The sequence below is a fragment of the Paenibacillus polymyxa genome, from assembly GCF_018614975.1.
Taxonomy (GTDB): domain Bacteria; phylum Bacillota; class Bacilli; order Paenibacillales; family Paenibacillaceae; genus Paenibacillus; species Paenibacillus polymyxa_E.
The window spans coordinates 111,311-131,755 of record NZ_JAGGNR010000010.1; the positions used below are offsets into that span (position 1 = coordinate 111,311).

Here is a 20,445-nt window from a genome sequence, read left to right on the forward strand (position 1 = left end):
ACTATAAACTAGGCATTACGTACGGTGGTGGAAGGGTTACGCTAATTTGCCAGATGTATCTGTTGAGTTATTGGTTGTTTTTCTATAGAATGAACAGTAGAATTGCAAATGATCGAAAGTTCCTATGCCATCAAGAAGGTCACAGGTAGACTTCAATTGTTCATTCTATATTGAAACATTAAGGGGGCTTGAAGCCATGGAATCCTTGGGAGGACTGCTTCAGCAGCTGAACCCTGCCTTTCGTGAGCAATCGCGGCGGATTGCGGCGGAATTAATGCAAGATCCGTACGTACGCGAATTCCGCGCAGGTCATCCTGAACTGCAAGATGCACAGCTCATGACCGATCTGAGCAAGCTGTTTCAGTACGCCAAAGACTCAAAGAACTGTGCGAATTGTCCGGGACTCGACAACTGTCCTAACGATTTTCAGGGCCACTTTTGCAAGCTGGAAGTAGAACATTTTAACGGTAAACCCGAAATCATAGATATAAAAGCACCTTGTTCCAAACATATCGCCCGGCAAAATGAACATATCATCAAGCAACGCATTCGCAGTTTCTATGTGGACGAGCGTGCGCTCAGTGCCGGATACAACGACGTGGAGATCATGGGCAAGGATCGGATGCGTGCTCCGGCAGTGAATCAGGTGCTTCGTTATATTAGGGAGACCAAGGAGAATGGATTATCTCCGCAAGGACTGTTTCTGGAAGGAACATTCGGGACAGGCAAGACGTTCCTGATGTGTTATCTGCTGCATGAACTGGCGGTGGCAGGCCACACGGGTGTCATCATCTATATGCCTGACTTTGTGGAGGATCTGAAATCCATGATCAGTGAAGGAAACAAGCTGAAGGAAATGACGGATGTTCTAAAAAGCTGTGATCTGCTCATCTTTGATGATATCGGGGCAGAGAATCTGAATCCTTGGGTACGAGATCATGTGATGGGGTCCATTCTGAACTATCGGATGAATCGCAAACCAACGTTCTATACGTCCAATTATAGTCTCGATGGGCTGGAGAAACATCTTAGCTTCACCAATCGGGACGGCGAGGAAATGAATAAAGGCCAGCGTTTGATGGACCGGATTCGTCCATTTGTGGATGTCATCTCCGTTCGAGGTGAGAATCAGCGGGGCAAGGGTTGAACCGATGCACTTTAATGAAATGGTTTCGATAAAGGTTGATCTTCAAATTAACGGTTGAGCTTTCCATTTTATAATCAGAGCTGATTGCATTCATAGCTAAAGTAGTCCCAAAAAAAGCCTGGCTTTCGCATTGTCGCGAAAACCGGGCTTTTCTGGTCCTGCGTGAGCCTGGAAGCATCCTATTCGGTGAGGAATTTGAAGATAACCATACCGAAAAAGATCACTGTCATCAGGCCGGCCATGCCGGCAACACCCGCGATCAGATCAAACAGATCGTTGCGGGGTTCCTCGTTCACATGTTCACGCGGGTCGCTGATCCGCACATTTGCGTCCATGTTATTGCCTCCTTGTAGGGAATGACAGCTTGCCCATGTGGGGGCTGAAACCCGGAGTAATTTTAGTATACTTGGAAAAGAAAGCGTTTGTAAAGATTTTGAAGTTGGTATGACACATCCTGTAATTGTGAAGATTTGATGTTGGGAAGATGAACATTGTAGCGTTGAATTCACAAGTTTGACGTACCTGTGTTATACTGGAAGTGTCGTTCACGACGTTACAGGTTAAAATAAACCGTAAGTATATATAAGGAGGACAATTTCATGGCTATTGTTAACGTATCCGATCAATCCTTCAACGCTGAAGTAGAAGGCGAAGGAACGGTTCTTGTTGATTTCTGGGCGCCTTGGTGTGGTCCTTGTAAAATGCTCGCTCCAATCCTGGAAGAGCTGTCCGCAGAAGTTGGCGATGCAGTGAAAATTGCTAAAGTTAACGTGGATGAAAATCCGGAATCCGCTTCCCGCTTTGGCGTAATGAGCATTCCAACTTTGATCTTCTTCAAAGACGGTCAACCGGTAGATAAAGTGGTTGGTCTGAACTCGAAAGATGCGCTCAAAGGAATTATCGCAAAACACCAATAAGTTACAGGCTTACACATACGCCTCCGGTTTACATGCCGGGGGCGTTTTGCGTCGAATATCTTTATACAGGACAATATAAAGTATACTATTTATATAAAATGAAACTTGAAATTTACATGTTTAACGAAGAAGACAGAAATGAACTGTAGAAGCATAGCTGTTGCAATTTTTATCCGAGTTTCACCTTTATATGTATTGGACTAATTACTCACACAATAGCGGAGAGAACAGAAAAAACCTGAAAAAGCGAAGCGTTCGCCTTTATCCCCGGATTTTCCCCTTAAAAAGGGGAATCAAAAAAATCTGGGGATAACAGCGATTGGAAGGTTGTTCTGTTATCGTAGTGTTCGTGTGAATTATTTGCAGGATGAGGATTTCAGTTTTTTCGGGAAGGAGGATTCACCGAATTATGGATCAACTCATGAATGATTTGCAGGATCAGGAGAAGGCATTGGAGCAGATTCGTCACAAGCTCGCTTTGCTGCCAGATATGTCTGGATGTTACCTGATGAAGAACAGTGAAGGCACCATTATCTATGTAGGTAAGGCTAAAGTTCTGAAGAACCGCGTACGCTCTTATTTTATCGGCAGTCATAACGGAAAGACCCAGCGTCTGGTGTCCGAAATCCGTGATTTCGAATATATCGTGACGGGCAGTAACATGGAAGCACTCATTCTGGAATGTAACCTGATCAAAAAACATATGCCGAGGTACAACGTCTTGCTCAAGGATGACAAGACATTCCCGTATCTTAAAATTACAAATGAAAAGCATCCTCGGCTGGAAGTAACCCGGCGTGTGCTGAAAGATAAAGCCAAATACTTCGGACCTTATCCGAACTCGTATGCGGCACACCAAACGAAAAAACTGCTCGACCGCATGTATCCACTGCGCAAATGTGGTGTAATGCCCAAAGAAGTGTGCCTGTATTATCACATGGGACAGTGTCTTGCCCCTTGTGTGAAGGAAGTGGAGAAGGAGCAGTACGACCAGATTTCACAAGAAATCGGTTCATTTCTGAGCGGTGGTCACGAAGAGATTAAGAAGGATTTGCAGCGTAAGATGCAAGAGGCTGCGGAAGATCTTTATTTTGAACGTGCGAAGGAGCTGCGCGACCAGGTAATCGCCATCGATGCGATGATGGAAAAACAGAAAATTACGATGGCCGATGCCAGAGACCGTGATGTATTTGGTTTTGCCATTGATAAAGGCTGGATGTGTGTCCAGATTCTATATATGCGTCAGGGTAAAATGATTGAACGTCACGTATCAACCTTCCCGTTTTACGGTGAGGCGTACAGTGATTTCATGTCTTACGTAACACAGTATTACAGTGATAATCCGGCGTTGCCACAAGAAATTTTGTTGCCGGAAATGCCCAAGGATCTTGCAACAGATACCCAGCCACTGGTTGCTGAGACCCGTGCAGCTTACGGAAGTTCCGCTGAGGCAGAAGGTGAGCAACCTGACAGTATGCAAGAGGATGCTCCAATAATGGATACAACTGATTCAACTGAAAATCTCCCAGCAGGTCTGGAAGACCCAACGCAGGTTGCTGCTGCTTTACAGGAGTGGTTGGAGATTAAAGTGCTTATTCCGCAACGTGGATTGAAACGTCAGATGATCACCATGGCCGTGGATAACGCACGTGTGGCACTGGAAGAGAAGTTCCGCCTGATTGAGCGAAATGAAGAACGTACATCCAAAGCTGCCGAAGGACTGGGACGTTTTATTGGACTGGATCAGCTTCACCGTATTGAAGCGTTTGATAACTCGAACATCCAGGGTACGAACCCGGTATCTGCCATGATCGTATTTACCGATGGTAAACCGGATAAGAAGGAATATCGGAAGTACAAGGTCCGTTCGGTTGAAGGTCCGGATGATTATGAAACGATGAGAGAAGTCATCCGTCGTCGTTACGAGCGAGTATTAAAAGAAAACCTGACCCAGCCTGACCTGATTGTGGTCGATGGTGGTAAAGGACAGATCTCGGCTGCGGTCGATATTTTGGAAAATGAGCTGGGGCTGTTTATTCCGGTATGTGGTCTGGTGAAGGATGCGAAGCATAAGACTTCACAGTTGATGATCGGTAATCCACCGGAAGTCATCTCCCTGCCTCGGGATAGTCAGGAATTCTACCTGTTGCAGCGCATACAGGAAGAGGTCCACCGTTTTGCAATCTCGTTCCACCGGGAACAGCGTGGCAAATCGATGGTGACATCACGTTTGGATGCCATTCCGGGTATTGGAGAGAAGCGGCGTAAGCTGCTGTTGAAGCATTTTGGCTCTTTGCGCAAAATAAAAGAGGCCAGCGTCGAAGACTTCCGGCCTCTATCTATTGGTGACAAGCTGGCAAATCAGATTATTGCAGCACTTCGTGATGAGGAGTCGTAACATACGGCTTCTCTTTTTGTTTTGGATTGAATTTGTAGACCACATATCCAACAATGGCCGGGAGTACAATCCAGAAGAGTCCGGCAGCCATATTCAGGGAATCGCCCATAAAGACCAAGCTGAGTCCCATCAGCAAGCTGTCGAAGATCACATGTGCAAATACAACGGCAATGAAGCCGTGACGCAGCATGATCAGACTAAACAGCAATCCAATCACCATCAGCTCAATGGGACGGGTGATTACTGGATAGATCGGATACAATGTGTGTCCAAGTGCCCAAATGATGGTTGGGATCAGACAGGCAATAAACGTGTTACGCACAATTTTCTGCATCATGCGAATGCCGAACAGTCGATAAACAGTTTCTTCACCAATACCGGCCATCCAGGCCATGATTGGGAAGAGCCAGGCATAGGTCATATTAAATGTAGATTGATCTGCTGACGTCGTTGACCATGTGCCGATGCTTCGCTCCAGAATGAAGAACAGGATGGATTGCACACCCAGTAGAATGAATGCCCACAGGTAACCAGCAACCATGCTGTGAAGTACATATTTTCCATATCCGGGTTCTTTGGCACGAGGCCATGGGTTCAGACCTATTTTGCGCCACATGCCGTCACCAGCAACGAGGGACAGATAGATGGTTGCACTCATGACCAGCGTAATTCCCGTCTGCATTAACATCAGGAACGCTAACATGAAGCTGGAGAGCCCTTGTGCCTGAAAGAGTGGAATCATGTTCAGCGTACCAATTACCGAAGCTGCGAAATACACCAGTGCGAGAATGATTCCGCGTTTGAAAGACGTATGTGCTCGGGTCAGAATGCTATAGATGATTGCCAGTACGCCCAGAACAAAGGTCAGGAATGCATAGCCGCCATAAGTCATCCAATTGGCTTGACGCGTCTGATCTTTCACGTAATCGGTATGGGATTCCGGAACCGAGAAGCCAGGATCGAACGATCGTACCGCACCATCTTCGAACGTAAAGTTCAGTTCAAGCTTGGAGTCTCCGATGGCTTTTGAAGAATCTGTATACTTCAGTCCCGCTTCGCCATCGCGAGTATCCAATTGAAGTGTCGGCACTTCATAACCGAATTCAGTCAGAACGCCGGCCGCCAGCCGTTCTTTCTCATCCAGGGACATATTACCTTCGGCAAGCACTTGCGATGTAGTCGCTTTCCCCTTGCTTTGCTCCGCCTCAATGGCGGTATAGAGGGAAGAAGGCAGTTCCCGTTTGAAGCCGACCACTTTTCCTGTTTTCATATGTACGTCAACATTAAGATATCCGCCTTTGTGCTGATCAGGCAAACGGACGCGGAATACATCGTAAGGATAACTTGTTTCCCATTTCTCGTTATAGGTATCAAGTTGTTTGGTTTTGGCCATATACCCGTAGATATCCGAATGTGTCTGGTAGGTTACCAGGTTTTTTTCATCATCATTTGGCAGTGTATAGTCATTCACAGAAGCTGCGAATGATCGTGCGGATTGCGTCGCCTGCTCCTTGGTTATGAAGGACGTGGACGAAATTTCTGTCGTTTGCGATGAGGTAGCAGGAAAGATCTGAAAGACAAAAAATAGAATCAGGCCAATCGCCGCAAGCAACCCCAGCCGCTTGAAGTTAGCCTTAAGTTGCAAAGGCTGCCCTAAGGGATTCATGTAATGGTGTTCCTCCTTATCTAATAGAGGTTGTTCAAAAAGTCCGCTTTTGATTACGAAGGTTGCCTAACGGCATCATCAGCATCGAATATGGAATTCAGCCGAAATGTCCGTTGCTCACGTAGCTCTATCTACGCTCCGCTACTCCATTTCTATCTTCATCCCATCTTCTTGGTACTGAAAACCGCCCTTTTTGAACACGCACTAATATGGATATTAAAGTTAACATAGCACAGGCCAAGCACCGAATGCCAATGATGTAACGAAAACAGGTGTAAATCCTTGAAAATGAATGAAAAGGATCGAAAGAATCTGATCCATCCGTCGCCATATCTGAGTTTTTCCCTTTTTGGCTGAATTCGATGCTATTTACACAAAAAACGTTTTGTCTGTAAACGCCGCAGCGCTTATAATTTTGAAGCAAATGTGGAATGATTCGCATGTCTTTCGCCCAACAAGGGAACGAATAGAATATTCCAACTTCATTATATATGTCGTTTTAATCTGAATCATACATTTTAACGTTTGGAAACAGTATTTCAAGTGAAGAAAGCTCCAAGGGGTGTGGAGTTATTTTCATTTTAGAAGAGGTGGAAGATACTCAAGTGAAACTGAATGTTCAATGGATGCGATTATCGCCACCTCGTATTCTTGTGTTAGGGTTTGCTGGCATCATATTGGTAGGCACACTGTTGTTAATGCTTCCGGCATCCAACCATAACGGTGACAGTCTTGCATTTATTGATGCGCTCTTTACAGCGACTTCGGCTGTCTGTGTCACGGGTTTGGTTGTGGTGGATACAGGGACTCATTTCTCGGTGCTGGGTCAGGTTGTCATTGCCATTCTGATTCAGATTGGCGGACTGGGCTTTATGACGATGTCTACATTGGTTGCCATTGCGTTCAAACGGCGGATTTCGCTTAGAGAACGGTTGATTTTGCAGGAAGCGATGAATCAGAGCACGATGGAGGGCATTGTCCGGCTAATTCTAAAAGTTGTGATCTACTCGCTTATTCTCGAAGGCATATGTGGCACATTGTTTGCCATTCGCTGGTCGTTCGACATGCCGGTCGGACAGGCGATCTATTATGGCTATTGGCATGCGATCTCGTTGTTCAACAATGCGGGCTTTGATATGTTTGGGGATTTCCGCAGTCTGACCGGTTATGTGTATGACCCGTTGATTAATTTTACAGCAATGTTTCTGATTGTCTCTGGCGGTATCGGTTTTGTGGTGCTGTCCGATCTGGTGGATTACCGCAAAACGCGGAAGCTGTCTCTGCACTCCAAAGTTGTACTGTTAATGACCGGATTGTTGATTGTGTTTGGTGCACTTGTCATTTTCGTATTTGAATTCAGCAATCCACGGACACTGGGTGGCCTGAACTGGGGTGGCAAAATTCTCGGTTCATTCTTCCAGTCCGTTACGCCGCGAACAGCAGGAGCCAATACGTTAGATATTGCCGGACTCAGACAGGCAACACAGTTCTTTATGATCATTCTCATGTTCATTGGTGCTTCGCCGGGTTCTACCGGAGGCGGCATCAAAACAACGACATTTATGATTATGGCTGGAGCGGTCATTGCCATGGTATGTGGACGGGAAGATATCGTGTTCTTCCGATACCGGCTTGTACAGGAACGGATTTACAAGGCACTTACCGTAACATTGCTAGCGTTATTATTCATCATTGTTGTAACAATGATGCTGAGCACAACAGAAGATAGCAGTTTTTTGATGATATTATTTGAAACGACATCGGCCTTTAGTACCGTGGGATTATCGCTCGGACTGACGCTGAAGCTGACTACAATCGGCAAGCTCCTGATCTGTTTTACGATGTTTGCAGGAAGGCTTGGCCCGATTACACTGGCGTATGCACTGGGGCAGAAAAAGGGTAAAGAGTTATACAGGTATCCAGAAGGCAAAATGATTATTGGATGAATCTATTTTTAGTGAGTTATGAAATTGATTTGGATAAGGGGTTCGTGAAGAACAATGAAAACACAGCAGTTTGCGGTGATTGGGCTTGGGCGGTTTGGCTCAAGTCTGGCACAGGAATTAATGGAACTCGGCTACGAGGTGCTCGGGATTGATAAAAATGAAGAGGTCGTCGAAGACATAAGTGAACTGGTCACCCATGCCGTTGTAGCCGATGCCACAGATGAGGAAGTGCTGCGTTCCCTGGGTATTCGAAATTTTGACTGTTGCATCGTAGCCATCGGAGATGATATCCAGACGAGCATTCTCACCGCGATTCTGTTAAAAGAGCTGGGCGTCAAGACGGTTGTTGCCAAGGCCATATCCGTCCTTCATGGACGAGCATTGGATAAACTGGGGATTGACCGTGTCGTTTATCCTGAGCGGGATATGGGCATTCGGGTTGCCCACCAACTGGTTACCCCGAACTTGCTGGATTACATTGAACTATCCAATGATTACAGTATTGTCGAGATTAAGGTTCCCGCCTGTCTGCACAACAAAACCCTTTCAACCCTGAATGCACGTATACGTTTTGGTTGCAGCATTGTGGCGTTACAGAAAGAAGCTGGGGTCATTATTGCTCCGACAGCACTGGACTCGCTTCAAATGGGGGATATCATGGTTATTATTGGTAATAATGCAGATATCGACCGATTTGAAGAAGAGGTTATCAGCCAGGAGAGCTGATAATTAATATGAGCTAAATATGGAAGCCAGGCGTTGGAGCCTGGCTGATTCAGATCAGAGCTAAGGCGTCGTAGTCCTCCGTGAGGGCAATGGCGCCTTTGCTGTAAAGAGTGCAGCCGTCTCCTTGACCCATTGTCTGGAGGTTTCGCTGAGGTCCTCTTTTTCCCCATAAATCATACAGGTTGTTCTGCGAGTCTGCTGTAATTGAGGCAAATGAACAGAAACAAGATCATTGTCCGCGAGCAATTGTGGACGAAGATATGACTTGGGAAGCAACGCAGCGGCTTTGGCGAAGGGTAGAAGTCGGACGATGGCTTCAAACGAATCAATCTCCATGCGAATATCTGGCATCACGGCACAGCGCTGGAAGAGGTCGTCCGTTAATTTGCGGTACCAGGTGCCTTTGGAGAACGTGATCATCGGCAGATCCTGCAGATGCTCCATCCCGGCTTCCTTACCGGACAAGGGGTGTGTGAGTGGCACAACCAGTTCCAGGTGATCGTCAAAGAGCGGCACACAGTTAAGTCCCACTTCGCTGATGGAGGAGGCGACAATACCCACATCGGCTTTTTTGTCACGCACAAACGAGACAATCTCATGTGTTTTTCCAGTCAACAGTTTCAGTTCGGCATTTGGATGCTTCTCCATAAAGGCATTGACGAGAGGTGGCAACGTGGTTTGAAGCGTCGTCAGACTGGCTCCGAGTGTAATGGTGCTCTGTTCTTCGTCTTTATACTGGGCGAGCATGGTGAGGAATTTCTGTTGCTGCTGCTTCTGTTCTACCGCGAAGGTATAGGCGAACTGGCCCACACTGGTTAACTCCAGCCGTTTGCCACGGCGGTGAAAGAGGGCAACTCCGAGTTCATCCTCCAATTTGGAAATTTTGCGTGAGAGTGCGGGTTGGGACAAGTTCAGTAACTTGGATGCGCGGTTCAGGCTGGACTGCTCCACAACCGCTGCAAATGCATTTAACTCCTCGAACATGAACAATGACCTCTTTTCCATGAGTGTGATTCTTGCCCTTGATTAATCGTTTTCCATGTTGTATGGCCTGTAAACCCAATGTTTCACTGCTTATACCTATAGGTTATAACATTTAATAATTATATTGCAATTCCCTTATAAGAAAAAAAGGAGTAACATGAACCGTGACACAAGTTGTTCACACCTGGGGAAAACGGAACAATTTGTCGAACCTTTTCATGGAAAAGGATTCGTGTCATGATAAGTGAAATCATTTATGAAAACGTTGTATTTAGCGAAAGGGGATCGACATTTTATGAAAGGGTTTTACTCCAGAAAGCTGCACTCCTTGCTTGGCGTCATTCCGCTCAGTTTGTTTTTTGTTGAGCATTTGGTGACGAACTTCACGGCAGTTGAAGGCGGCAAAGAAGCTTTTTACGGTGCCGTTGCATTTCTGAACGGTTTGCCTCTTGTTATTGTGATCGAGGCATTACTTATCTGGCTGCCGTTGTTCTATCACGGTGTTTATGGTCTTTACATTGCCTATCAGGCCAAGCCTAACGTTGGGCGTTATGGTAATGAGCGCAACTGGCGCTACACGTTACAGAGGGTCAGCGGTATTATTACGTTTGTATTCGTAATCTGGCACGTATGGGAGACGCGAGTACAGATTGCGCTGGGTAATGTATCCCATGAAGAGATTGGCGGCGTCATACATGATGCGGTGACGAATCCGATAACCTTTGCGATATACATGATCAGTGTGGTTGCGGCGTCATATCACTTTGCCAATGGTCTGTGGTCGTTCCTCGTTAGCTGGGGAATTACAGTTGGTCCGCGTGCACAGCGTGTATCCTCATACGTATGTATGAGCTTGTTCGCTATTGTTTCCATCATGTTTATTGCTTCACTATTTGCTTTCCGGAGCATTGATTTCCAGACAGCTACTTCGATGATTGACGCAGTAAAAACAGTTCTAATTTAAGCATTTAGCGTATAAATGCTGACTTATAAGGGAGTGAACAGCAATGGCATCAACGAATGTAATTATTGTGGGCGGCGGTCTCGCAGGATTGATGGCGGCGATCAAATCGGCTGAAGCCGGAGTCCATGTTCATTTATTTTCACTGGTTCCTGTTAAAAGGTCCCACTCTGTATGCGCGCAAGGCGGAATTAACGGAGCGGTAAATACCAAGGGTGAGGGTGACTCCCCATGGGTACACTTTGACGATACGGTATACGGCGGTGATTTCCTCGCGAACCAACCTCCTGTTAAAGCAATGTGCGAAGCAGCACCTGGCATCATTCACCTGATGGACCGTATGGGCGTAATGTTCAACCGGACACCGGAAGGTTTGCTTGATTTCCGTCGTTTCGGGGGAACGAAGCATCACCGTACAGCGTTTGCCGGAGCGACAACAGGACAACAATTGCTCTATGCATTAGACGAGCAGGTACGTCGCTGGGAAGCAGCGGGCCTGGTTACGAAATATGAGAACTGGGAGTTCCTGCAGGCGGTTTTGGATGATGAAGGCGTATGTCGCGGGATCGTGGCTCAGGATCTGAAAACGATGAAGGTACAGACTTTCCCGGCAGAAGCGGTTATTCTGGCGAGTGGTGGTCCGGGGATCATCTTCGGTAAAACGACCAACTCGGTCATTAACACAGGTACAGCGGCAAGTGCGGTGTATCAGCAAGGTGTAAATTACGCCAACGGGGAGTTCATTCAGATTCACCCGACAGCCATTCCAGGGGATGACAAGCTGCGTCTCATGTCTGAATCCGCGCGTGGTGAAGGTGGACGGATCTGGACGTACAAAGACGGAAAACCTTGGTACTTCCTTGAAGAAAAATATCCATCCTACGGTAACCTGGTTCCACGTGATATCGCAACTCGTGAAATCTTCAGCGTCTGTGTAGATATGGGTCTGGGTGTGAACGGCGAGAACATGGTTTATCTGGACCTGTCTCATAAAGATCCGAAGGAACTGGACGTTAAACTGGGCGGAATCATTGAGATCTATGAGAAGTTCATGGGCGATGACCCGCGTAAAATCCCAATGAAAATCTTCCCGGCAGTCCATTATTCCATGGGCGGCATGTGGGTAGATTACAACCAAATGACTAACATTCCAGGGCTGTTCGCAGCTGGTGAATGTGAATATCAATACCATGGTGCGAACCGTCTGGGTGCAAACTCATTGGTATCTGCGATCTATGGTGGTATGGTGGCTGGACCAAAAGCGGCTGAATATATCAAAGGACTCAAAAAGTCGTCCGCAGATATCCCTTCTTCCGTATTTGAGAAACACACCAAACAACAAAGCGACAAATACGAAGGCATCTTGAAAATGCAGGGCACGGAAAATGCCTATGTCATTCATAAAGAGCTTGGCGAGTGGATGACAGCCAACATGACGGTTGTGCGCTACAACGACAAGCTTGAAGCCACGATTGGCAAGATCAAGGAATTGAAAGAGCGTTATGGCAAAATCAACATGTACGATAGCTCTGGTTGGAACAATCCAGGCGCGGCGTTCACTCGCCAACTGTGGAACATGATTGAACTGGCAGAAGCAATGACGCTCGGCGCTCTGCTCCGTAACGAAAGCCGTGGCGCGCATTACAAACCGGAATTCACGGAACGTAATGACGAAGAGTTCCTGAAAACAACTATCGCAAGCTGGTCGAAGGAAGGCCCAAAAATCTCATACGAGCCAGTAGACGTATCCTTGATCCCACCACGTATCCGGGACTACTCCAAGGATTAAGAAGTACCACACTATTCATGTAATGAATAGTTAAACAACTGAACGGAGAGGCAGGAGAACTTTGGAGAAGCAGAGCTTCTTCAAAGTTACTGCCATCAACGTGATGGAGTGAAGGTTCTCAGCAAAGGTACTCTGTGTGCACAAAGCAGCAGAGGAAGCCAAAATACCTGTTCATAAGCAAGCAACGCATTGTCAAAGCTTGCATATCTAACATTACCGCAATCCAGCATGAATGGAGTGCAGTTTCCAGCAAAGTGACCCAGTGCACGACGTAGCGGAGGAAGCGGAAATGCCCAGAAGAAGCGAAGCGCTCGCCTTTATCACCGGATTTTAACCCTGGAAAGGGTTGATCAAAAAAATCCGGGGATAACAGCGATAAGAGGGGCATTCCGCTGACGAAGCGTCTCCCGTGCACCAAACATTTTGCGCATCAGCAATACAATCATCGTCACCAAAGGAGGGGACAACGATATGGCGGAACAAGCTACAGCCAACAAAACCGTCAAGTTTATCATCACCCGTCAGGATAGCCCGGAGTCATCTTCGTACAACGAAGAATTTGAGCTTCCGTACCGTCCCAACATGAATGTGATCAGCGCCCTGATGGAGATTCAGCGGAACCCCGTCAATACAGATGGCAAATCCATTGCTCCCGTGTGCTGGGATTCCAACTGTCTCGAAGAAGTCTGTGGTGCCTGCTCCATGGTCATCAACGGCAAGCCACGTCAAGCGTGTGCAGCCCTGATCGACAAGCTCGAACAGCCTGTTCGTATCGAACCGATGAAGACATTCCCGGTGGTTCGTGACCTGGTCATCGACCGTAGCCGGATGTTTAGCGCCCTGAAACGCGTAAAAGCATGGATTCCGATCGATGGTACCTATGACCTCGGTCCAGGTCCACGGATGCCTGAGAAGAAGCGTCAGTGGGCATATGAGCTGTCCAAATGCATGACATGTGGTGTATGTCTGGAAGCATGCCCGAACGTCAATGAGAAAACAGACTTTATCGGTCCAGCAGCACTGTCCCAAGTGCGCCTGTTCAACGCTCACCCAACAGGGGAGATGAACGCCGACGATCGCCTGGAAGCATTGATGGAAGATGGAGGCATCGAGGGCTGTGGTAACTCACAGAACTGTGTGCAATCCTGTCCAAAAGGCATTCCATTGACAACCTCCATTGCCGAAATGAACAAACAAACGACCAAGCATATGTTCAAACGTTGGTTGGGTGTTTAATCTCGTCATAACATGTGTAGAAGTGTAATCTGCAACTTAGAAGAAGTCGTGATCCCGTGCAGCAACATGCCGGAGATCCCGGCTTCTTTTTGTGATGAAGCAGAGGAACCGTGCTATCCATGCAGAATATGGTATACTAAGGGGATGGATTAAGAGCGTAGAAGGAGGGGGAGATATGGCAGAGACACCGCGTCAGGGTAGCAACAACTCGCCGTCCCAGCGCTCGCACAAAGCACCAGGTGCAGAAGAGTCTGTGTTTCCTGGAGAGGAAAAGGATCATGATCCCTCTCGCCGCAGTTTCTTATTGCGCATGGTTTTGATGACAGCGGGTGCCAGTTTGCTCACAGGAGGTTATGCCTGGCTTTGGGAGCCGCGTCGTCTGGAAATCAAGCAAGTAGAGCTGAAACTTGCAAAGTTTCCAAAGGCATTTGACGGTTTGCGTATAGTTCAGTTCAGCGATGCCCATCTTGGTTTTCATACCGGGGTGAAAGAGATGAAGAAGCTGGCAGCAACGATAGAGGAGCAGCAACCGGAATTGATTTGTTTTACCGGAGACATCGTCGAGAGGGAAGCAGAGCCGATGCGTGAATGTATTCCGGTACTCGCCTCCATGCAAGCGAAGTATGGCAAATTTGCTGTTTTGGGGAATCATGATTATCGGGGTGGACAGCAGAATGAAGTGACAACCATGTTCCGTGAAGCCGGATTTACTTTGTTACGGAACGAACATGTGGTGATTGAACAAGAGGGCGAACGTCTGGCCATAACTGGTCTGGATGACGCACTTACAGGCAGGCCTGATCCTGCCCAAGCCATCAAGGGATTGGATCATGATGTGTGGAAATTGTTACTTATGCATGAACCGGATTATGCCGACATTGCCACTCCCTATGGTTTCGGATTACAGCTTTCCGGTCATAGCCATGGTGGACAGGTACGTTTTCCCTGGGTCGGGGCACTGACAACTCCGCGAGGTTCACACAAGTATGTTCAAGGGTTGTATTACACGGATGTCCAGGGGGTATATTATACCACCCAGACACAGATGCCCGTGTATGTGAATCGTGGTTTTGGCATGACTCAACTGCCCATTCGTTTTCTGTGCAGACCAGAATTAACGGTTTTTGAGCTTAAAGGATCAACCACATAAAAGAATAGAAGATGAATGTAAAACATAAAGGATTCAACATGAATGGAGGTTATCCAGATGGAACGAATTGCGATTGTATCCGACATTCATGGCAACATGACTGCCTGGGAAGCAGTGTTAGAAGATATCCGAAGTCGTAGCGTGGAGCGAATCTTTTGTCTTGGTGACCTCGTGGGCAAGGGACCAGAACCGGTACAGGTTGTGGATCAGGTGAGAGCGACGTGCGAACTTGTCATCCGTGGCAATTGGGATGAACTGGTTGCGGTTAACCAGGACAACGAGAATTTCACGTGGCAAGCAGAACGGCTAGGTGAGGAACGATTGGCGTACTTGGCGAGCCTACCCTTCAGTCATCAATTCCAACTGAGCGGTCGCACCATCCGTCTGGTCCATGCTTCACCTCAAAGTGTGTATCATCGTGTGCAGCCGTGGGATGCGATGGAAAAGAGGTTGGCCATGTTTGATCCTCCGGCTGATGAGCCTGAGCAAGGTGTTGCAGATGTTGTAGGTTATGGGGATGTGCATAACGCATACTTGCAGTATATGAACGGGAAGTTATTGTTTAATGTAGGCAGTGTTGGTAATCCACTCGATCTTCCCCAGGCTTCCTACTGTATTCTGGAAGGTGAAGACAGCAGCGATAACAATACCCCGTTTAATGTTCAATTTGTGCGGGTGCCTTATGATATTGAGCAAGAAGTACAGGTTGCACAGTCGGCGAATGTTCCTGCATTGGATTTCTATATTCGTGAGATTCGTACAGGTATCTATCGCGGGTTGCAGGAATAGTCAGCATCTGGGCTCTTTAGCGTCAGGAATTGAATGATCCAATATATTAATACTAAAATGCGAATACTAAAGTTCGTGGATCAGTTCAAATGGTATTACGCCGGATCATCTTCAGAGCATGCTTGTCTTACCGGACTCAAGCCCGTTAGGCAAAAGGAGCGATTGTCATGCTTACCCGAAAAATGCTGGTTCACGGTCTACCGGCTTTGTGGACAGAGCGTCTTGTCTTGCGATCATTGCGTCAAAGTGATTACAGCACTTTAGCGGAGCTCTTTTCCGATCCTCAAGTCATCCGATATGTGAATAGGGGGAGCCAGCCCACGCCAATCAGGGCGAGACGTTTATTGAACCAGATACGGAGCAGCAGCGCCAAGCTGGATTCGTTACATTATGGGATCTGCTGGAGAGGTAAAGAACAGGTCATCGGGATCACGTCATTCCAGCACTGGAACGATCAGAATGGTACCGCACAGATTGGTTACATCCTGAACAGGTCCTGTTGAGGCATGGGTGTGGCTACCGAGGCGGTACAGCGGCTGCTGCAGTTTGGATTTGACGATCTTCATCTGGGTAGGGTGGAAGCACGTTGTTATGAGGCCAATGTATCTTCAGAACGGGTGTTAAACAAAATAGGGATGTCCTATGAGCGGAGTCTACCCTCATTTGAACTGCATGATGAGGATGAAGAGGCATCAGAATCCCTGATGGATGTCAAAGTGTACAGTATGAACCGGGAACAATACATCAGTCCTCTTCAGGAAAAAGACCTGAAAACGCTGGTATCTGACAAGCCGCAATAACATAGAGTAAGAGTAGTGAAATGTGTATGAATGGAACTACAATCATTTGTTACACAATTGAAATATAGCTGCAATTGAATTCTAACAGACAAGGGGTAAACTTATCTCATGACCCCCTTTTTGATAATAGATAATGTTGTTGGGACCCGCGAGAGCGGGTTCATTTTTTTTGAATTTTTACACAGTCACTCCGATGACAGAACAACCCTCCGATCGCTGTATAATTATATTTCCCTTATATAGGCCAACACAAAGCCCCCCCACTGCGCTTGTTCACGCTGTGGGGGTTTCTCTGTGGTTCTATATTTTTTACAGTGGTACAACCTGCATCTGTTTCTGCTTGAAGTACACCCAGTCGGTGAATCCGATCTCCAGCAGACGTGTACGAACGTCATCCAGCTCGTCTGCAACCCGCTGCGGTTTATGAGCGTCCGATCCAAATGTCACCTTCACCCCATAATGATGGGCGCGTTCCAGAATGGCATCTGAGGGATACCAGCCACCGCTGAGTTTGGTTTTGCCAGATGTGTTAATTTCGATCGCTACGTTGGATTCTGCAATAACCTGCAACGTTTCATCAATGGCCTGATCAGCGATGATTTCCGAGAAGGGTGGATAGTTTCCTTTCATCGCATCAATATGTCCTAGGATCTGGAACATACCGCTGTGGGCCGATTGCCGGATCAATGAATAATAGCTTTCTTTTACTTCAACTTTGCGAGCATTGCTTAGTCCATTCCACCGGGTTTTGTTGAAGATGCTCACATCCTCGGTTTGATGAACAGAACCAATAATATAGTCAAAAGGATACTGCCCCAGCGTGGTACGATACAAATCCGCATGAGCAGGGAAGTAGTCGGATTCAATGCCGAGCAGCACATCGATTTTACCAGCGTATTCTTCTTTCAAAGCAAGGACTTCTTTCACATAATGCTGCAATTCAGACTTGCCCATTGCGATCCGTGGGAATGCCTGCTCAAGCTCACTGCCAAAGTATGGCGTATGATCCGAGATACCGATAGCCTGAAGTCCTGCCTTAATACCTGCCTCTATATAATCGCGGATGTTGCCGTCTGCGTGACCACAACGAAAATGATGTGTATGAAGATCAAATTTCATATGGAATCCTTCCTTTCTCATGGCTCATTGTCATTCTGAACTGATGAATTGGGTTTCCGGCATACCTTTGAGGTCACTTATGAATTGTTGCATCGCTGAGTTAAGGTATCGACTGGACTTATAGATGACACCAACAGGGTGACTGACCTCCAGCTCACTTAAGGGTATCATTCGCAATGTACCTTGACGCAACTCATGCGCAACAGATTGTTTGGAGATGACAGCTGCTCCGAGATCAATCTCGACCATCCGTTTCACTTCTTCGCTGCTCGACAACTCCATTACAATATTGGGTTCAATATTATGTTTCTTGAAGATCGTTTCTGTAAACCTTCGTCCTACTGTATCAGGGGACAGCAGAATCAATGGTGTACTCCGGAGCACATCCACTGCAGCATGTTTTTTCTTTGCCAGCGGATGGGAAGGAGATACGACGAGTTCAAATGTGTCATAGTACAACACAGATGTATTCAGGTTGGGATTACGCTCCGTGAGATAACCGATACCAATATCAACCAGACCATTTTCGACCTGGGTATAGATCTGTGATGAAGGAAGGGATTGGATACTGGTTTTGATCAGAGGGAATTGATCTTGAAAATAGGATAACACCCTTGGCAAGATCTGAATAGCAATGGAAGTTGTTGTGCCTAACACGATGCGTCCCTGAGGGGTTTCATCGAGATCGGACAATTTTTGTTTCAACTCATCAACGATGTCGAGCATCCGTTCAGCGTGCTCCAGAAATACCTGTCCACGGTCTGTCAGGGTAACGGGTTGGTTACGATCCACAAGAACGGTGCTGAATTCGTCCTCCAGACTTTTGATCTGGGCCGAGACGGCAGGCTGAGTCAGGTTCAGAAGTTCACCCGCTTTGCGGAAGCTCATCGTTTTGGAAATGGTAATTAGTGTCTCCAGTTGGCTTATGTTCATAGGTGACCTCCTTGCAGTCAAATATCTTGATTATGTAGGTGCGATGTAATCCCGTAACTGGTTATTGTTCCGTTATCTTAAATTATAGGTGATTCAAGACAGCAGAGCAATGAAGGTAATTATCAGGATCAAAAGTAGTTCAAGAGACTGTGAAAAAAACGCGAATACAAGAATTTGATTTTTTTAACAGTTGTGAGAAGCAGTAATAAAGTCCTAAATGCCTTTTGCCACGCACAATGAACGAAAAGCTTTCTTCAAAAGAAGTAAAAAGCTCTGTTTATTCGCTAGAATCAGCTATAAACATTTGCCCCACGGATGACGATAAATTATAGTACACATGGTTTAACGAATTCTTAATGAATTCTTGTACGTGATAAAGTATAATAAATTTAATGAATATGGGACTTTTGGTGTGTGACCAATAACCCAGTGTGAGGGGGACATAGACAGTGAAAGCGGAAGTGATTAATCCTTTCCTGGAATCGGCACGGAACGTATTCGAACAGCTCATCCAGGTTTCGCCTTCCACCGGGAGTCTTGGCGTGAAGAATGTAGAGTACATTGCAGACCATGTCTGGATCGTGATCGGAATGACCGGACAACTTAGCGGAAACATTGTATTTGGAATACAAGAATCGGTTGCGTTGAAAATTGTATCTGCCATGATGGGCGGATTCGTCATTACGGAAATGGATGAAATGAGTAAAAGTGCTATTTCCGAGCTTGGCAACATGATTAGCGGTAATGCCAGTACAATCTTGTCCAACCAGGGTGTTATCGTCGATATTACACCTCCTCAAGTGATGAATTCTGAATATCTGACTTCCTTCAGTGCAACGAAAGCACTGAGCATTCCTTTGCTGATGGACGGTATTGGTGAGATGGATATTCAGGTTATGATCTCGTAGAATAGAACCATACGCCTTGAAGGGCAATATGTGTTCAATACGGGAGGACATCGGGTATGCTGAAAGATCAGGTTGTTTTTATCACAGGTGCATCGAGTGGTATCGGTGCGCTGTGTGCGCAGATGCTGATAGAAGAAGGAGCCATCCCGATTCTGGCTGCCCGTTCGCGGGACAAGCTGGAAGAGATTGGTGCCTCGCTGAAAGGGCAGCATGAATTACTCACGCTTGATGTTACAGATAGTGAGCAGGTTCAGGCAGCTGTGGATGCGATATTGCATAAATACGGACGAATCGATATTTTGCTGAACAACGCAGGTTACGGGAAATTCGCAGCGATGACGGATATGTCTGTGCAGGAATTCGATGAGATGATGGACGTTAATTACATGGGCATTGTCCGCTGCACCAAAGCAGTGCTTCCACAAATGCTGGAACGTGGCAAAGGTCAGATTGTGAACGTGGCCTCCATGGCTGGCAAAATTGGTACAGCCAAATCCGCCTCATATACGGCTACGAAACATGCCGTACTCGGATTCAGTAATGCGCTGCGTCAAGAGCTGCGTAAGACCGGAGTTACGGTTACAACGATTAATCCTGGTCCGATTGATACACCATTTTTTCAACGGGCTGATCCATCCGGCAATTATGTGAACAATGTACGCTGGATGATGTTGAAACCTCAAGACGTTGCCGGTCATATCATTCGGGCGATGAAGAAACGCAAGGAAGAAGTGAATCTGCCAAGACTTGCTTCTGCTGGCATATGGCTGTACCAGCTATTTCCTCGTCTTGCAGATCGATTGTCGCACGGTGTAATGAATCAGAAGTAAATGTGATACGAGGCATCATATACGGAATGAGAGAAAGGCTCCGCCGAGGGGCTTTTCTTTTTTTTGGCGTGTATACATACAATTCTGGAATAAGATTTGGTACACGGGCTTTTTTCGCATATAATGAAAGGTAATGTGATGACAGG

The 20,445-nt window shown here is 46.7% G+C and carries 17 protein-coding genes and 1 pseudogene; 13 read left to right on the forward strand and 5 right to left on the reverse strand.

Annotated elements, in window-relative coordinates; genetic code table 11:
* Nucleotides 1-196: 196 nt before the first annotated feature.
* A complete protein-coding gene (dnaI, locus tag J7E78_RS07855; protein ID WP_215075702.1) occupies nucleotides 197-1,147 on the forward strand; it encodes a primosomal protein DnaI in 951 nt (316 codons plus the stop codon).
* Between the two features lie 179 nt (nucleotides 1,148-1,326).
* Here the strand turns inward: dnaI and J7E78_RS07860 are convergent, their stop codons facing one another.
* Nucleotides 1,327-1,482 (reverse strand): hypothetical protein, encoded by a 156-nt coding sequence (locus J7E78_RS07860; protein WP_017692450.1) that lies wholly within the window; start codon nucleotides 1,480-1,482, stop codon nucleotides 1,327-1,329.
* Nucleotides 1,483-1,746: 264 nt separating this feature from the next.
* Between J7E78_RS07860 and trxA the strand changes: the two genes are divergently transcribed.
* Entirely contained in the window at nucleotides 1,747-2,064 is a 318-nt protein-coding gene (trxA, locus tag J7E78_RS07865) for a thioredoxin (protein ID WP_215075703.1), read from the forward strand.
* Between the two features lie 409 nt (nucleotides 2,065-2,473).
* On the forward strand, nucleotides 2,474-4,462 hold the full coding sequence (gene uvrC, locus J7E78_RS07870) for an excinuclease ABC subunit UvrC (protein WP_215075704.1): 1,989 nt from the start codon (nucleotides 2,474-2,476) through the stop codon (nucleotides 4,460-4,462).
* Here the strand turns inward: uvrC and J7E78_RS07875 are convergent.
* Nucleotides 4,431-6,128 carry a CPBP family intramembrane glutamic endopeptidase gene (locus tag J7E78_RS07875; RefSeq protein ID WP_215075705.1) on the reverse strand — a complete coding sequence of 566 codons (1,698 nt, stop codon included), beginning with the start codon at nucleotides 6,126-6,128 and terminating at the stop codon, nucleotides 4,431-4,433. The two genes, uvrC and J7E78_RS07875, sit on opposite strands and share 32 nt — an antisense overlap.
* Nucleotides 6,129-6,754: 626 nt before the next feature.
* Here J7E78_RS07875 and J7E78_RS07880 point away from each other — a divergent pair.
* Together J7E78_RS07880 and J7E78_RS07885 are read left to right on the forward strand one after the other, a co-directional pair.
* Nucleotides 6,755-8,074: a TrkH family potassium uptake protein gene (locus J7E78_RS07880; RefSeq protein WP_251034908.1), complete on the forward strand. Its 1,320-nt coding sequence runs from the start codon at nucleotides 6,755-6,757 to the stop codon at nucleotides 8,072-8,074.
* Nucleotides 8,075-8,128: 54 nt separating this feature from the next.
* Nucleotides 8,129-8,800, forward strand: a complete 672-nt coding sequence (locus J7E78_RS07885) for a potassium channel family protein (protein WP_215075707.1) — start codon at nucleotides 8,129-8,131, stop codon at nucleotides 8,798-8,800.
* Between the two features lie 60 nt (nucleotides 8,801-8,860).
* Here J7E78_RS07885 and J7E78_RS07890 read toward each other — a convergent pair whose 3' ends face one another.
* Nucleotides 8,861-9,784: a LysR family transcriptional regulator gene (locus J7E78_RS07890; protein WP_215075708.1), complete on the reverse strand. Its 924-nt coding sequence runs from the start codon at nucleotides 9,782-9,784 to the stop codon at nucleotides 8,861-8,863.
* 295 nt (nucleotides 9,785-10,079) lie between these two features.
* Between J7E78_RS07890 and J7E78_RS07895 the strand changes: the two genes are divergently transcribed.
* The 6 genes and pseudogenes from J7E78_RS07895 (at nucleotide 10,080) to J7E78_RS29310 (ending at nucleotide 16,509) form a co-directional block, all read left to right on the forward strand.
* Nucleotides 10,080-10,748, forward strand: coding sequence for a succinate dehydrogenase cytochrome b558 subunit (locus tag J7E78_RS07895; protein ID WP_036605792.1), 669 nt, complete (start codon nucleotides 10,080-10,082; stop codon nucleotides 10,746-10,748).
* Between the two features lie 43 nt (nucleotides 10,749-10,791).
* Entirely contained in the window at nucleotides 10,792-12,534 is a 1,743-nt protein-coding gene (sdhA, locus tag J7E78_RS07900) for a succinate dehydrogenase flavoprotein subunit (protein ID WP_215075709.1), read from the forward strand.
* 471 nt (nucleotides 12,535-13,005) lie between these two features.
* Nucleotides 13,006-13,770 (forward strand): succinate dehydrogenase iron-sulfur subunit, encoded by a 765-nt coding sequence (gene sdhB, locus J7E78_RS07905; RefSeq protein ID WP_036605794.1) that lies wholly within the window; start codon nucleotides 13,006-13,008, stop codon nucleotides 13,768-13,770.
* 175 nt (nucleotides 13,771-13,945) lie between these two features.
* Complete coding sequence (locus J7E78_RS07910; RefSeq protein WP_215075710.1) at nucleotides 13,946-14,920, forward strand: metallophosphoesterase; 975 nt, start codon at nucleotides 13,946-13,948, stop codon at nucleotides 14,918-14,920.
* 57 nt (nucleotides 14,921-14,977) lie between these two features.
* Nucleotides 14,978-15,709, forward strand: a complete 732-nt coding sequence (locus tag J7E78_RS07915) for a metallophosphoesterase family protein (protein ID WP_215075711.1) — start codon at nucleotides 14,978-14,980, stop codon at nucleotides 15,707-15,709.
* Between the two features lie 182 nt (nucleotides 15,710-15,891).
* A pseudogene (locus tag J7E78_RS29310) lies at nucleotides 15,892-16,509 on the forward strand (GNAT family N-acetyltransferase).
* Nucleotides 16,510-16,818: 309 nt separating this feature from the next.
* Here J7E78_RS29310 and J7E78_RS07930 read toward each other — a convergent pair.
* A complete protein-coding gene (locus J7E78_RS07930; RefSeq protein WP_215075714.1) occupies nucleotides 16,819-17,628 on the reverse strand; it encodes a histidinol-phosphatase in 810 nt (269 codons plus the stop codon).
* 30 nt (nucleotides 17,629-17,658) lie between these two features.
* The gene (locus tag J7E78_RS07935; RefSeq protein WP_036605798.1) at nucleotides 17,659-18,561 is read right to left on the reverse strand and encodes a LysR family transcriptional regulator; all 903 of its coding nucleotides are present in this window, start codon (nucleotides 18,559-18,561) and stop codon (nucleotides 17,659-17,661) included.
* A 449-nt stretch (nucleotides 18,562-19,010) separates the two neighbouring features.
* On the opposite strand from J7E78_RS07935, the gene J7E78_RS07940 reads away from it, so the two are divergent.
* Nucleotides 19,011-19,469: a chemotaxis protein CheX gene (locus tag J7E78_RS07940; protein WP_215075715.1), complete on the forward strand. Its 459-nt coding sequence runs from the start codon at nucleotides 19,011-19,013 to the stop codon at nucleotides 19,467-19,469.
* Nucleotides 19,470-19,525: 56 nt separating this feature from the next.
* Nucleotides 19,526-20,299 carry an SDR family NAD(P)-dependent oxidoreductase gene (locus J7E78_RS07945; RefSeq protein ID WP_215075716.1) on the forward strand — a complete coding sequence of 258 codons (774 nt, stop codon included), beginning with the start codon at nucleotides 19,526-19,528 and terminating at the stop codon, nucleotides 20,297-20,299.
* The last annotated feature ends 146 nt before the right edge of the window (nucleotides 20,300-20,445 follow it).